The 14,010-nt window shown below is 61.6% G+C and carries 11 protein-coding genes; 4 read left to right on the forward strand and 7 right to left on the reverse strand.

The window, feature by feature from the left end; translation table 11 throughout:
• Positions 1 to 165: 165 nt before the first annotated feature.
• Entirely contained in the window at positions 166 to 1,362 is a 1,197-nt protein-coding gene (locus ACODSD_RS01630; protein ID WP_253314184.1) for a multidrug effflux MFS transporter, read from the forward strand.
• Here ACODSD_RS01630 and ACODSD_RS01635 read toward each other — a convergent pair.
• From ACODSD_RS01635 to ACODSD_RS01665, 7 genes are all read right to left on the reverse strand, one after another.
• Positions 1,359 to 2,546: a GumC family protein gene (locus ACODSD_RS01635; RefSeq protein WP_488876640.1), complete on the reverse strand. Its 1,188-nt coding sequence runs from the start codon at positions 2,544 to 2,546 to the stop codon at positions 1,359 to 1,361. The genes ACODSD_RS01630 and ACODSD_RS01635 overlap by 4 nt on opposite strands.
• A gap of 34 nt (positions 2,547 to 2,580) precedes the next feature.
• Positions 2,581 to 4,509, reverse strand: coding sequence for an SLBB domain-containing protein (locus ACODSD_RS01640; RefSeq protein ID WP_488876641.1), 1,929 nt, complete (start codon positions 4,507 to 4,509; stop codon positions 2,581 to 2,583).
• A gap of 62 nt (positions 4,510 to 4,571) precedes the next feature.
• Positions 4,572 to 7,406 (reverse strand): YjbH domain-containing protein, encoded by a 2,835-nt coding sequence (locus ACODSD_RS01645; protein ID WP_488876642.1) that lies wholly within the window; start codon positions 7,404 to 7,406, stop codon positions 4,572 to 4,574.
• Between the two features lie 193 nt (positions 7,407 to 7,599).
• On the reverse strand, positions 7,600 to 7,869 hold the full coding sequence (locus ACODSD_RS01650) for a hypothetical protein (protein ID WP_019101144.1): 270 nt from the start codon (positions 7,867 to 7,869) through the stop codon (positions 7,600 to 7,602).
• Between the two features lie 173 nt (positions 7,870 to 8,042).
• On the reverse strand, positions 8,043 to 8,987 hold the full coding sequence (gene thrB, locus ACODSD_RS01655; RefSeq protein WP_488876643.1) for a homoserine kinase: 945 nt from the start codon (positions 8,985 to 8,987) through the stop codon (positions 8,043 to 8,045).
• Between the two features lie 10 nt (positions 8,988 to 8,997).
• Positions 8,998 to 9,324 carry a DUF2782 domain-containing protein gene (locus ACODSD_RS01660; RefSeq protein WP_235086150.1) on the reverse strand — a complete coding sequence of 109 codons (327 nt, stop codon included), beginning with the start codon at positions 9,322 to 9,324 and terminating at the stop codon, positions 8,998 to 9,000.
• Positions 9,325 to 9,350: 26 nt separating this feature from the next.
• Positions 9,351 to 10,079, reverse strand: coding sequence for an LOG family protein (locus ACODSD_RS01665; protein WP_488876644.1), 729 nt, complete (start codon positions 10,077 to 10,079; stop codon positions 9,351 to 9,353).
• Positions 10,080 to 10,094: 15 nt separating this feature from the next.
• Here ACODSD_RS01665 and polA point away from each other — a divergent pair, with 15 nt between their 5' ends.
• The 3 genes from polA (at position 10,095) to ACODSD_RS01680 (ending at position 14,010) form a co-directional block, all read left to right on the forward strand.
• Positions 10,095 to 12,863 (forward strand): DNA polymerase I, encoded by a 2,769-nt coding sequence (polA, locus tag ACODSD_RS01670; protein WP_488876645.1) that lies wholly within the window; start codon positions 10,095 to 10,097, stop codon positions 12,861 to 12,863.
• 183 nt (positions 12,864 to 13,046) lie between these two features.
• Positions 13,047 to 13,583 carry a GspH/FimT family pseudopilin gene (locus ACODSD_RS01675; RefSeq protein WP_488876646.1) on the forward strand — a complete coding sequence of 179 codons (537 nt, stop codon included), beginning with the start codon at positions 13,047 to 13,049 and terminating at the stop codon, positions 13,581 to 13,583.
• Positions 13,567 to 14,010 carry a hypothetical protein gene (locus ACODSD_RS01680; RefSeq protein ID WP_488876647.1) on the forward strand — a complete coding sequence of 148 codons (444 nt, stop codon included), beginning with the start codon at positions 13,567 to 13,569 and terminating at the stop codon, positions 14,008 to 14,010. The genes ACODSD_RS01675 and ACODSD_RS01680 overlap by 17 nt, the downstream gene beginning before the upstream one ends.

Consider the following 14,010-nt stretch of genomic DNA (forward strand, 5'->3'; position numbering starts at 1 on the left):
CCGGCGTGGAGTGGATTGATCGTGGCACGAAATTGAAGCCGGCGCCAGCGGCGCGCGCCTGAGCGCAGCGATATCCGGCTATGACGTTTTATTTACATCAGTCCGGTTTGGCAAGTTCCGGCCCAACCGTTACCATGCATTGACTCTCATTGTTATTTATCCGCCATGCATCCCACCACACGCAGCCACTTCGGGCTGGCAATCCTGTTGGCGGCCCTGTCCACGCTGGGGCCGTTTTCGATCGACACCTTCTTGCCGGCGATGAGCGCGATCGGGCAAAGCCTGGCGGTCTCGCCCTTGCAGATGCAGCAGGCGTTGACGGTATATCTTTTGTCTTACGCGGTGATGATGTTGTGGCACGGTTCCATCTCGGACGCGGTGGGCCGCCGTCCGGTGGTGCTGGTCACCACCTTGCTGTTCAGCCTGGCGTCGATAGGCTGCGCGCTGTCGGACAGCCTGGGGCAATTGCTGTTGTTCCGCGCGCTGCAGGGCTTTTGCGGCGGCGCCGGCCTGGTGGTGGGGCGGGCCATCATCCGCGACAAGCTGGACGGCGCCGACGCTCAGCGGCTGATGTCGCAGGTGACCATGTTGTTCTCGCTGTCACCGGCGATTGCGCCGGTGGTGGGCGGCTGGCTGTTCGGCGCCTTCGGCTGGCATTCCATCTTCGTCTTCATGGCGCTGATCGGTCTGGCGCTGTTCCTGATGAGCTGGTTCGCCTTGCCGGAAACCCATCACGAGTCCGCGCGGCAGCCCTTGAAGGTTAAATACCTGTTGGCCAATTACTGGCAGGTGGGGCGCAAGCGCGAGTTCCAGTTGCTGACCGCGGCGGTGTCCTTCAATTTCGCCGGCTTCTTCCTTTACATACCGTCGGCGCCGGTCTTCCTGATGCAGCATCTGCACCTGGGGCCGGAACAGTTTCTATGGATGTTCGGCCCGGCCGTGTCCGGCATCATGTTGGGCGCCTATCTGTCCGGCAAGATGGCCGGACGGGTGGCGCAGAAGGACATCGTGTCGCGGGGCTATGTGGTGATGTTCGTCGCCGCAGGCTGGAATCTGCTGTACAACCTGCTGGCGCCGGAGGCCGCGATGCCGTGGGCGGTATTGCCGTTGGCGCTGTACACCACCGGCATGTCGATCGCCGCGCCGTCCATCACCCTAAACCTGATGGACCAGTTCCCATCGCTGCGGGGCACCGCTTCCTCGCTGCAGGGCTTCTTCCAGACCATGATGTCCAGCGTGGTGGCCGGCCTGATCGCGCCGCTGGTCTGGTCCAGCCCGCTGAGTCTGGCGGCCAGCATGATGGTGATGCTGGTCCTGGGCTTCGTGTTCCGGATGGGGTATAGGCGGCGGGTGACGCGCTAGCGCTCTTTCAGCGCCCAGTTCAACTCATGCAAGCGGCCGGACTGTTGCGCGATCTGGAAACGTTCGCGCAGCAGAGCCAGCGCGATGCCGAGCATCAAGCCGCTGAATAGTCCCACGACGGTGATCAAAGAGCGAATAGGCTTGCTTCTGAGCTCGGGTATTGCGGCGCTGTCCAATATCTGGATTTGGGACGAATCCTTGGCTTCGTCGATTCTGGCCAGTTCATATTGTTTGGCCAGCAGCTCGAAAATCGTCTCCTGGTACTTTACCTCGCGTAGCCGTCTCAGGTATTCCAGCCCGGATTGCGGCATTTTGCCGGTGGGCACCATCACGTCGCCGGCGATTGCAGCGCCGTTTTCCAGTTTGGCCAATTGCGTTTTCAAACCGGCCAGTTCTTGCCGGCTGCGTTGATAGAGCGGGTTCTGTTCGGTGGCGTAGCTGCGCAGGGCCTCTAGTTGCACTTCCTTGGCGGCGATGCTGGCTTTCAGCTGGGTAACGGTGTTCATAATGGCCTGGACCTGACCATCCGGCTGAATCATGCCGGTGCGCTCCTGGGTCTGGCGCAGCGCGGTTTCCGTGGTGGCCAATTGCTCCTTGGTCTGTTTTAGCTGGGTCTCGAAAAACAGCCGGCGTTTGGCCGCGTCGGTGACCGCTAGGGACTGATTGAGCCGGATCAATTGGGCGATATAGCCGTTGGCCAGAGCAGCGGCGAATTTGGGATCCTTGTCTTCCACGTTGATGCTGATCAAGCCGTCCTTGCCGCTGTTGAAGGCGCTGGCGCTCTGTAATGCCTTTCTGGTTTCGTCCATCGTTTCCGTGGCGTAGCGCTGTTTCAATTTGAACTGTTGAATTAAATTGTCCGCCACCGTGCGGCTTTGCAGCAGGCCGATATAGAGTTCGCCCGGGCTTTTCAGACCAGCAATGCCTCCGGCCGCACCGGCCAGTCCACCCAGTTGGCCCAGCAGCATATTCATGCTCGAGTTTTGCTGCTGGGGCGGCAGAATCTTGGCGGTGGCGGTATACAACGGCGGCAGCGTCAGGCTCAGGATCAAGGCGCCGCTGCCCAGCGCGATAACGCTGCCGATAACCCAGCGCCTGTGTTTCAGCAAGGTTTTCAGCACAGCGATGAGATCGATGTCATCGGAAGGTACGGTTTGAGCTTCTGCCTTGTCGTGTATGGACATGTCTGAATCCCGAGTTAAGTGATGAAGCCTTGTCTTATTTCAAGACTTTCAAGCCGGCGGCGCCCAGCCCGAACTGATAGAGAATCGAGGTCCATTCCTTCAGTGACTGAGTCCAGCTGCTGACGACGAGCTCGTCGGGAACGACGATGGTGTCGCCCGGATTGATGCGCTTGCCGCCCAGGCTGTTGAACCAGCCTGCATTATTATTGCTGGCCACGGTGCCATCGGCCCGGATCACATAGGTCGCGGATTTGTCGCCGGTCTGGCTGATGCCGCCGGCCAGGTCCAGATAGTCTTTCACCGAGCGTTGCGGCCTGTAGATGAAGGCATTGCTCTGGTAAACCGAGCCCAAGACATTGACGGTGCCGGGCCGGCGCGGGATGGTGATGGAGTCGCCGTTCTGCAGGGGAAGATCGGGCAGGTCTTTGACTTGGGCGCCGCTGCCGCTCAGTTCCAGCACGACGCGCCCTTCCGCTTTGATGGTGCGCATTTTTTCCGCCAGCTTGCGCTGACGTTCGACTTCCGCGGTAATGGCCGCGACATTGTCTTTATCGGTCTGTTTGGACAGGCGCGCGGCGGAGGCCTGCTCCAGTTCCTTTTCAAAGCGATTGGCCACCTCATCCAGCTTGGCCTGCTGTTCTTTCTTGATGTTCTCGCGCTGTAAATTGGTGGCGAAGACATAGCCGTTTTCCGTGGAGCCGCCCAGGCGCATGACCAAATCGCGCAAGGTCTCGCCTTTTTGCAGCAGGAAGGTGCCGGTTTGCCTCACTTCTCCGCTGACGCGGACGTATTCGGTGTCTTGCTGGATGTTTACCGGCAGCGCATTGGGCGCGAACACCCGGAAAATATCGCTGGCCGTCAGTTTGAGTTGTGTCAGGGTGGCGTTATTAAGACCGCTTTTTCCGTTGGGCGTCTGCCATTGTGTTTCAAAGCGGTTATCTACGCTTTTCTCCAATTGCCAGGCTTTGCCTTCCGCCGCCGACTCCAGTCCGCCGGCCCAATGTAATAGGTCGGCGACGCTGTCGCCGTCGGCAAACTCATAGATGGCGGGATGTTTGACATCGCCCTGCAAGGCAACCCGTTTGCCCGTCGGCCGGATTTGAATCACGTCGCCGTCGCGCAGGGTTAGATCGCTGGATTTGTCCCCATCCACCAGAATCTTGTAGAGATCGAGCTGACCGACGGCCTTGCCGTCGCGCATCAATTGGATATGACGCATCGATCCATTGTCGTTGGGGCCGCCGGCGGCGAACAGCGCGTTCAGCAAGGTGCTCATCCCGCCCAGGGTATAGCTGCCGGGCGTGCGCGCATTGCCGACGACGTATACCTGCACGGCGCGGGTTTGCAGCAGGCTGGCGCTCAGATCGAAGTTGTGGAATACGCGCGAGACGCTTTTTTTCAGCGTGTCTTGCAAATCTCTGAATTTCACGCCGGCCACCGCGATGGCGCCGACTCTGGGCAGGTATACCGTGCCGTTGCGTTCCACGGTCAGGGTCAGATCGATATCGACCATGCCCCAGCCCTTGACCTGGATCTGGTCGCCGGCGCCGATCACATAGTCCGGATTGACCTGAGCGGCGCCGCTGGGGGCAAAGGTTGACGGAGGGTTGTCGAACAGGTCCGCGCCAAAGACCGGCAGGATATTGCCGGTGGCGACTTTCACGTATTCGACGAAGGGTGGCAACTTTTCTTCCTGCTGCTCATTTTGCAGCGGGTCGCGTTTGCCTGGTTTCGCGCCGGGAGGCGTCGGCAATCTGCGCTGCTGCTGCCATTGCGTTTGCGGCGTTTGCTGCGGCCATGGCTGCGGTTGAGCAAGCGGGGCCTGATTGTTGATGCTGGGTTGTCCGTACATCGTGGGGTCCGGCTCATAGCTGGGCATCATGGTGCTGGAGAAATTGCCGGCGGCGTTTGCGGCCGCGTAGACGGGACTGGCGACGCACAGGGCGATAAGCAGCGGGATCATCTGGCGGCGGAGGCTTGGATAAGCAGTCATGGTCGCGAGCGGATGGGTCATGGGTGGTCGTTTCAATCCAGTGATTTCGAAACTTGGATGCCGGCCTGCTTAGGCCCCAGCATCAGCGAGGTGCGGTAACGGGACTCGTCCCGCTGGGCATGCCAGAGCCAGGCGCCGGAGGCGTAGCCGAGCAGGCTGCCGGCGGCGACGTCGGACAACCAGTGATCCTTGCCGGCGACGCGGCCGAGCGCGCCGACGGCGGCCAGACCATACAGCCAGGGTTGGTCGTACTCCTTGGCAAACGGCGTCAGCGCGCCGAACAGCACCGCGGCGTGATTGGAGGTGAAGCTGCTTTGGAAGCGGGAACTGCCCGCCGGCTGTTGTTGCCAGGGCTTATCGCTGGCGTTTGGCCGCGCGCGGTTGCCCAAGCCCTTCAGCGCGATGCTGCCGGCGGCGGACAGCGCCGAGGATTCCAGTGCGATCAAGCCAGTGTTGCTCAGCCTGTCGTCGCCCAGCGCGAAAGCGCCGCCCGCCAGACCCAGCGCGGCGACAGGCAGGGTCTTGCCAATTTGCTTCCAGCCCTTGAGCAGACGGTTGTCCTGATGCCGGCCCATCGCCTGATTTACCGGCTTGTCCAGGGCTAGCGCCGCCAGGGTCATGCCGGCGGCAATGGCCACGGCGCCCGGCTTGTCCTCCATGGACGCGAATTGCTTGGAGGAGTCGCTCAGCCGCAGCCGCACCGATGGCCAGGGGTGGAAAGACGGAGCGGGCGGGTTGACTTGAGGCAGGCCTTGCTCATCCGGCCGTTCGGCGAAATTGCCTAGGCCGTCATAGGCGTTCACATCGCTGCGCGGGTCATTGAGCTGGTCGTAGAGGTCTCCGGGCGACAGCACCATCTGGCCGACATCTCGCGTCCATGGGGACAGAGCGAAATTGCCCACCGCCTGGGTGTCCAGCGTCAACATGCTGTTCAGTGGGATGGAAATGAACAAGCCCTTGTCCTTATAGGGCGAACTGGGCGCGCCGGGCGAGGTGATGTCGTTGCCGTTGGTGCTGGTGTACCAGGCGCCGATCTCGATGCCGGAACGAAAGCGGCGTTTCAGCTCCAGACGGGCGCCGCTGTCTTTGGCGAGAAAGCGGCCCGCCCGCACCGTGGCGGTGACGTTCATCGGCAATTTGTAGTGCAGCGAGGCCAGCGCGGTGACTGTCTGGTAATCGCGTTTGCCGAGCCAGCCCTTGAAGTCACGTTGCTGCAAGGCGTCCACGGCGAGGTCTATCGCCCAGTGGCGGGTTTCGGGGTAATAGATGATTTGGCCGCCGGCTCCGCGGAACATTTCCTCGTAAATGCCTGCGGAGGCGCGGGCATAGGTGTTCGGTCCCAAGCTCAGATACTGGTTCAGCAGCAGGCGGTCCAGCTTGGGCGAATTGGTTTTCTTGTATTCGGCCACGTCGGAGCGGACATGAGGCAGCAGGCTGTTAGATGGTTGTTTGACGCCGGAGACTGTGTTGTAGAGATTGGCGCTGAGCGCGCTATTCAGAAACAAGCCGGTTCCCACTCGCCGCGTATAGGTGGCGGCGGCGGCGATTTCATAGCGGAAGGCGCCGCTGGGGTCATTGAAGTAAACTCCGGTTTTGGGCACTAGCCGGAAGCGGTTGGCCTCGTTGTCCTCGGCGTTAAGCTGGACGATGTCGCCGTCCTTGCCCGCCAGAATCTCCAGGTTGACGCTGTCTTTGATGCTGGCGCTGAGCTGCTGCGTGTCGACACCTTCCAACTCCAAGTCCTTGCCCGGCGTGATGCTGACGCTTTCCAGAAAGCGTTGGCGATCGACCTTGCCCAGTAGATAGTCGTTCAAGGTGGCGAGGTTGAAAAAACTATAGGTCGCGATCGGCTGTTCCAGCTTGGTGTAGACCACGCGGATGCTGCGCGTTTCAATCGGGGTAAAGTACAACGCGGTGCGAACCGCGCGGCCCACCGCGCGGCCTACATTGGAAATGCGGCTATTGCTCAGTTCCAGCACGAACTCGTCGCCGCGCATGCTGATGCGGATGTTTTTGAAATCCTGTTTGCTCAGCGCGCTGACCAGACCATGGCCATAGGTGCTGTCGGCATGCCATTGTTGCAAGGTGGGGCGGAGCGGGACTTCGGGGCCGCCGCTGAAATAAGCGGGCTCGCTGATTTTGGGAACGAATTCGCGCTCATTCAAGGGGATTTCTATAGAGGCATTCAGACTGGCATGGTTTTTTTGCTTGGCCAATTGCAGGCCCAGCCAGCCCCATCGATATTCAAGGCCGGCCGCAGGCCCTTTTTCCCTTTGCGCGGCGGAAGTGTCTTTGGCGCGGAAATCCGATGCGTAGTGATTCGCGTCGTATTCTGCGACCAGCGACCAGCGGGGGAAGCGTTCCGGCGTCCAGCGCAGGCCGCCGAAAGGGCCCTCGATCCGGCCGGAGCCGACACCCGCCGAAACTTCCAGATTTGGCCGGAGCTGTTTGCTGGCCACCAGATAATTGCCGCGCCATAGGGCGGTGCCGAAAATATCTGTTCGGCCATAGGAGAGCGCGGGCCAAAAGTCGGACTCTTCGAGCAGACGCCATTTTGTGTCGATGGCTTTGTCTTTAAAACTGCCGTAGCCGCCGCCGTATTGCTGATCGTCAAAGCCGGCGATGCCGGCAATAGAGATATAACGCCCCGAAATCTGCAGAAAGGGAAGCGCCGTCGCCGAGACCCATAAGGTGTTGTATGGCTTGTCGAAGCTGAATCCAAAGCTTAAAGAGCCATCGCGGCCAGGATCCGCCGATGGCATATTGATGTAGCCGGATTGGCCATTGAGCGACGGTTGCGCGTAAACCGGCAACAGCAGGCCGCAACTACCCCCGAAAACGATCCCTTTTATCAGAATGCCACGCATGGGTTGCTTTATTTAGAGTTATTGATTTGGTTTTGTGAACAACAAATGAATATCAATAAAGAACGTCAAGCTTACGCAGCGTCTATGTCAGACGCAGGCAGCAACACAGGCAGCCTGTTGCGGGCGCAGGCAGGCTGCCTGTTCGGGACGAAGGCCAGTGTCCGGTCAAGCCGCAGTGCATAGGCACGGCGGTTTAATGGTGGGTGGTGGCGGAGTGGGAGGTAGAGGAGTCGCTGTTGCTGGAAACTGCAACCGCTGCGGCGACCGCTGCGCCGATGGCGGCGATGGTGCCTACGCTCAGGCCGGCAATGCCGGCAGTGGTGCCTGCGGCGCCAGCGGCTGCCGCGGAGGTGGTGCCGGCGGCGCTGCTGCCCGCCGCCGAGGTCGCTGCGGCTTCCTCTGCGGCAAACACCGGAGCAGAGAGCAGGCCAGCCAAGGCAAGAATAAAGACTTTCTTCAACATGATAGTGTGCCCTTGTGTATTTGTGCTTCGAAGTTAATCTAAGTGCAACATTTAAAACAGGAAAACTATCAACTTCATAAAATCAATACTGCTTGCCATCAGCATAGTGCAGGACTGTAAGTCTGCAAAGTGACAACTGAGGATTTGTCAACACGACGGGAGTGAGTGTGCCATTAATGTCGCAGCCAGCAGTCGCTGCGCGAGCGATGCGCCGCCAGCACGGTTTGGAAGACTTTGGGATCCTTGGTATAGGTCATCTCGCCCGCCGTCGGGAAATGCAGATCCTGCAACCGCGACACCCAGAAGCGCAGCGCGGCGGCGCGCAGCATCAGCGGCCAGGCTTTTTTCTCTTCCGCGGTGAGTTCGCGTTCCGACTGATAACCGGAGAGCAGCGCGGCGGCGCGCTCGTCGTCTATGCCGTGGTCCGCCCTGCGGGCCCAGTCGTTGACCGCGATGGCCAGGTCGTAGAGCAGCACGTCGTTGCAGGCGTAGTAAAAGTCGATAAAGCCGGCGATGCGGTCGCCGTCCAGCAGCACATTGTCGCGGAATAGATCCGCGTGGATCACGCCGGAGGGCAGGTGATCGAAGCGGTGGCTGTCCTGGAGTTGCACCTCTTCACGCAGCAAGGCGGCGGCGTCTTCGTCCATGCGGGAGTAGACCTGGCGCGCGGTTTCGCTCCACCAGCGCGGACCGCGCGGATTGGCCATCTTGCCGGGGAAGGTGGCGCCGGCGATATGCATTTGCGCCAGCATTTCTCCTACGGCGCGACATTGCGCCGGGGTGGGCTGCGCGACGTCGGCACCGTCCAGGCAACTGACTAGGCAGGCCGGCTTGCCGGCCAGCATCGAGGCGAACTGGTCGGTGTTGTCGGCCACCGGCGCCGGGCAGGCCACGCCGTGGCGCGCCAGGTGGCTCATCAGCGTCAGGTAATAAGGCAGTTCCTGCAGCTTCAGCGCTTCGAACAGCGTCAGCACATAGCGGCCGTGCGTGGTGGTGAGGAAGTAATTGGTATTGGTGATGCCGGAGGCAATGCCCTTCAAGTCCAGCAACTGGCCCAAGGTGTAGCGCTTGAGCCATTCCTGCATCTGGTCATGGCTGACCGTGGTGTAAACCGACATAGTGGCCCTCTCAGAACCGGATCAGCACCCAGCGCGGGATGATGATGCGGTTGGCGGGGTCGATCTGCTTCATGGTGCCGGAGCCGTTGTCGTCCATCAGGTAATAGGGCACGCCGTGCGACGGCGTCACCTTGACCATATAGAGGTGGCCGTTGAGCCGGTATTCTTCGATCTTCTCCTCGCCCTTCTGGATGATGCGCACCTCCGGTTCCGCGGTGGCGGCGTTTTGTTCGCTGATCGTCGGCGGCGGCGGCACCGGGGTCTTGGCGGGAGGGGGCGTATCGGCCCAGGCGGCTGTCAATGGCAGCAGGGCGAGGGCGGCGAGCAGGCGGCGCATGGCGTGGTCCTTGATTGTCATCAGTTTTAAAGGTGCAGCAGTTGTTCGCGCTCTTCCGGCAGCGCTTCAAAACCGCGGGTTTCGTAATGTTTGAAGATAGTTTCGACGATTTGCCGCGGATCGTCGATCAGTTGGATCAGATTCATGTCTTCGGGATTGATCATGCCTTCGCTGATCAGCCTGTCCTTGACCCAGTCCAGCAGGCCCTCCCAGAACTCGCGGCAGCACAGGATGATGGGGATCTTGCGGCTCTTGCCGGTCTGTATCAGCGTCAGGGCCTCGAACATTTCGTCCAGGGTGCCGAAGCCGCCCGGCATCACCACGTAGGCGATAGCGTGCTTGACGAACATGACCTTGCGGCTGAAGAAGTGGTTGAACTTGATGCTCAGGTCTTGGTATTCATTGGGTTTTTGTTCGTGCGGCAGCACGATATTCAGCGCCACCGACGGGCTTCTGCCGTAGAATGCCCCTTTATTGGCGGCCTCCATGATGCCGGGGCCGCCCCCGGAAACAACGGAGAAGCCGGAGTCCGACAGCAGACGCGCGACTTCTTCGGTCAATTTGTAATACTTGTGGTCGCGCGGCGTGCGCGCGCTGCCAAAGATGCTCACCGCCGGCATGATGCCTTGCAAGGCTTCCGCCGAATCGACAAACTCCGACATGATCTTCATCACATGCCAGGCTTCGAGGGAACGGAAACGCTGCATCATCGCGTGACGATCGCTGGTTTGCGGTAATTTATCGGACAAGCTCATATTCTGCCTCTTTTTATGAAAACACTGTTATTGATCGACGGCTCTTCTTATTTGTACCGCGCCTTTCACGCGATGCCCGATTTGCGTTCTCCGGATGGCCGCCCGGTGGGGGCTGTCTATGGCATGGTGAACATGCTCAGGCGGCTGGAGAAGGAAGTGCAGTTCGATTATAGCGCCTGCGTTTTCGACGCCAAAGGCAAGACATTTCGCGACGACCTTTACCCCGAGTACAAGGCCAATCGCCCGTCGATGCCGGAGGAACTCGCCTCCCAGATTACGGCGGTCCATGAGGTGGTGCAAGCCTCGGGCTGGCCGATGCTGGTGGTGCCGGGCGTGGAGGCTGACGATGTGATCGGCACGCTGGCGCGCGCCGGCGCGGCCGCCGGCATGCGGGTGGTCATCTCCACCGGCGACAAGGATATGGCGCAGTTGGTGGACGGACAGGTGTCCATCGTCAACACCATGACCAATGAAACCTTCGACCGCGACGGGGTCAAGGACAAGTTCGGCGTGCCGCCGGAATTGATCGTCGACTATCTGACCCTGATCGGCGACAAGGTGGACAATGTGCCGGGCGTGGACAAGTGCGGGCCCAAGACCGCGGTCAAGTGGCTGGAGCAGTACGGCAGCCTGGACGCCGTCATCGCCCAGGCGGCGGAAGTAGGGGGCAAGGTAGGCGAGAACCTGCGCGCGGCGCTGGATTGGCTGCCCAAGGGCCGCGAGCTGATCACCATCAAGTGTGATGTGGATCTGAACGCGGACATGCCCTATGGCCTGGACAGCCTGCAGCACGGCCTCAAGGACAAGCCGCGTCTGGCCGAGCTGTATCAGGGCCTGGGCTTCCGCACCTTTTACCGCGAGGTGACCGAGGGCGAGGAGATGCCGGCGGTGGCGCAGACCGCGGGCGGAGCCCAGGGCGACGATCTGTTCGCCATCGAGGCCGCGCAGGACAGCCCGGCTCTGCCGGAAACGGCGGCGGAGCGGCGCTATGAAACCATTCTGGAGGCCGCGCAGCTGGACGCCTGGCTGGCCAAGCTGGCCGCGGCGGATGTGGTGTCGCTGGACACGGAAACCACCAGCCTGGACCAGATGCAGGCGCGCATCATCGGCGTTAGCTTCTCGGTGCACTCCGGCGAAGCCGCCTATCTGCCGCTGGGCCATCATTATGCCGGCGCGCCCGAGCAGTTGGACCTGGAGCGGAGCCTGGCCAAACTCAAGCCTTGGCTGGAAGACGCCGGCAAGAAAAAGTGCGGTCAGAACCTGAAGTACGACCGCCATGTGTTCGCCAACCACGGCATCCGCTTGGCCGGGGTGGTCGACGACTCCCTGCTGGCGTCCTATGTGGTGGAAAGCCATGAACGCCACAATATGGACGATCTGGCGCGCCGCCACCTGGGCGAATCCACGGTCAGCTACGAGGAGATCTGCGGCAAGGGCGCCAAGCAGATCGGCTTCGGCGAGGTGGACATCGACACCGCCGCCAATTACGCGGCGGAGGACGCCGACATCACGCTGCGCTTGAATCAATATTTCTCCGGCCTGCTGAATGGCCGCTTGCGCGAGGTCTACCGGGACATCGAGCTGCCGGTGGCCGAGGTGCTGTTCGCGATGGAGCGCCACGGGGTGCTGATAGACCGCGAGCGTCTGGCGACGCAGAGCCATCAGTTGGGCACCGAAATGCTGAAGCTGGAAAACCAGGCCTACGATCTGGCCCGCCAGCCTTTCAATCTGAATTCGCCCAAGCAGTTGCAGGAAATCCTGTTCGGCAAGCTGGGCATTCCCACCAAGGGCGTGAAGAAGACCCCGTCCGGCGGCTACTCCACCGATGAATCGGTGCTGGAAACGCTGGCGCTGGAGCACCCGCTGCCCAAATGCATTCTGGCGTACCGCGGCCTGGCCAAGCTCAAGTCCACCTACACCGACAAATTGCCGCAGCTGATCAACGCGGCCACCGGCCGCGTGCACACCAATTACGCGCAGGCGGTGGCGATCACCGGGCGCTTGGCCAGCTCGGATCCCAATCTGCAGAACATTCCGGTGCGCACCTCGGAAGGGCGTCGCGTGCGCGAGGCCTTCATCGCGCCGCCGGGGCATGTGATCGTCAGCGCCGATTATTCGCAGATCGAGCTGCGCATCATGGCGCATCTGTCCGACGACGCCGGCATGCTGCGGGCCTTCGCCAGCGGCGAGGACATCCATCGCGCCACCGCCGCCGAGGTGTTCGGCGTCGAGCTGTCCCAGGTCAGCGCCGATCAGCGCCGCGCCGCCAAGGCGATCAACTTCGGCCTGATCTACGGCATGAGCGCCTTCGGTCTGGCCGCGCAGCTGGACATCGAGCGCAGCGCCGCCCAGCAATACATCGACCGTTATTTCATGCGCTACCCGGGCGTGGCCGAGTATATGCAGACCACGCGCGAGACCGCGCGCGAGCAAGGCTATGTCGAAACCGTGTTCGGCCGTCGCCTGTATCTGCCGGAAATCAAGTTGTCCAATCCGGCGCGCCGCGCCGGCGCCGAGCGCGCGGCGATCAACGCGCCGATGCAGGGCACGGCGGCGGATCTGATCAAGCTGGCGATGATTGCGACGCAGGACTGGCTGCAGGGCGAGGGCCTGGGCAGCAAGCTGATCATGCAGGTGCATGACGAACTGGTGCTGGAAGTGCCGGACGCCGAGCTGGAGTTGGTCAAACGCCGCTTGCCCGAGATTATGGCCGGCGTGGCCAAGCTCAAGGTGCCCTTGCTGGCGGAAGTGGGCGCGGGGGAAAGCTGGGAAAGCGCGCACTGAGCCAGCTTTGCGTCGCCATCTGAAAGCCAGCCGCTCAGGCTGGCTTTTTTCATGCCTGTGTCGTTTTCCTGGTCCTGGTCTAAATGCTTGGCCAGACGGGCGTCGGCGGGAACAAGATCGGTTCCGTCCGCCTCGCTTTGCTTAATATATTAGCCAGGTACCCAATGAGACGGGGAGCCTGCGATGCGAACTCAGACCGGTTTCACCCTGATTGAGGCCATAACGGTTCTGGCGATCATGCTGCTCTGTCTGGCGATCGCCGCGCCGGGACTGGGCCGTTTATTGTCGACGCAGCAATTGCGCAGCCATGCCCAGGCAATGGCCAATCTATTGCACTTCGCCCGCAGCGAGGCGCTGAGGAGCAAGCGGCCGGTATACGTGTGCGCGGCCAATCTGAAGCGCAATCTGCAATTGCAAGGCTGCGCCAAGCAGCGGCAGGTGTGGGACCGCGGCGCGTTGGTGTATGCGGATAAAGGGGGCGGCGCCCAGGCCGGTTACGACAGCCAGGAGCGTTTGCATCTGCTGGTGTTCGCCGTGGGCAAGGTCAGGATGCGCGCGGAAGGGGATCAGCTGCAATTCATGCCGAACGGGCGGCTGGCGCGCGGCCAGAGCGCGCGCCTGTTGTTGGAAAGCCCGCGCGCCGGCGTGTGCTTGACGCTGACGGTCAGCGCTCATGGCCGGGCGGAAGTCGGCAGGGCGGATCATGACTGCCCGGTCTGAGCCCGCCGTGCGCGGTGGGGCCTTGCTGGAAACCATGCTGGCCTTGTTCTTGGTCATGGTGTCGATGCTGGCGCTGTCCTCGGTGCAATTGCGCGCTCTGCTGCATGGCCGCGACGCCTTGCTGCGGGCGGAGGCGATCGCGGCGGCGCTCGAGCTGGGGGAGGCGGCGCTGCTGTGGCCGGAGACGGCGGCGGAGCAAGCGTCGTTGCAAGCTCTGGAGGATTGGGCGCGTTTGCGGCAGCGGCTGGAAGGCTTGGAAGGGGCGATAGAGGCGAGCTCATGCCGCGGCGCGCTGGACGCGATGACGGCGCTTTGCGAGCAGCAGGGCGCCGTTGCCTATGTGAGGCTGACTTGGACCGGCATGTCGGCCGGAGACGGCGCCGGTCGTTTTGAGCGTCGTTACGCGCTGGCCTTGGACGAGCCTTGA

The sequence above is a fragment of the Chromobacterium sp. FG22 genome (assembly GCF_057809415.1).

Bases quoted from the DNA above. Each gene is read 5' to 3' on its own strand.
- ACODSD_RS01630 (WP_253314184.1), top strand. From the start codon at position 166: ATGCATCCCACCACACGCAGCCACTTCGGGCTGGCAATCCTGTTGGCG.
- ACODSD_RS01635 (WP_488876640.1), bottom strand. From the start codon at position 2,546: ATGTCCATACACGACAAGGCAGAAGCTCAAACCGTACCTTCCGATGAC.
- ACODSD_RS01640 (WP_488876641.1), bottom strand. From the start codon at position 4,509: ATGATCCCGCTGCTTATCGCCCTGTGCGTCGCCAGTCCCGTCTACGCG.
- ACODSD_RS01645 (WP_488876642.1), bottom strand. From the start codon at position 7,406: ATGCGTGGCATTCTGATAAAAGGGATCGTTTTCGGGGGTAGTTGCGGC.
- ACODSD_RS01650 (WP_019101144.1), bottom strand. From the start codon at position 7,869: ATGTTGAAGAAAGTCTTTATTCTTGCCTTGGCTGGCCTGCTCTCTGCT.
- thrB (WP_488876643.1), bottom strand. From the start codon at position 8,987: ATGTCGGTTTACACCACGGTCAGCCATGACCAGATGCAGGAATGGCTC.
- ACODSD_RS01660 (WP_235086150.1), bottom strand. From the start codon at position 9,324: ATGCGCCGCCTGCTCGCCGCCCTCGCCCTGCTGCCATTGACAGCCGCC.
- ACODSD_RS01665 (WP_488876644.1), bottom strand. From the start codon at position 10,079: ATGAGCTTGTCCGATAAATTACCGCAAACCAGCGATCGTCACGCGATG.
- polA (WP_488876645.1), top strand. From the start codon at position 10,095: ATGAAAACACTGTTATTGATCGACGGCTCTTCTTATTTGTACCGCGCC.
- ACODSD_RS01675 (WP_488876646.1), top strand. From the start codon at position 13,047: ATGCGAACTCAGACCGGTTTCACCCTGATTGAGGCCATAACGGTTCTG.
- ACODSD_RS01680 (WP_488876647.1), top strand. From the start codon at position 13,567: ATGACTGCCCGGTCTGAGCCCGCCGTGCGCGGTGGGGCCTTGCTGGAA.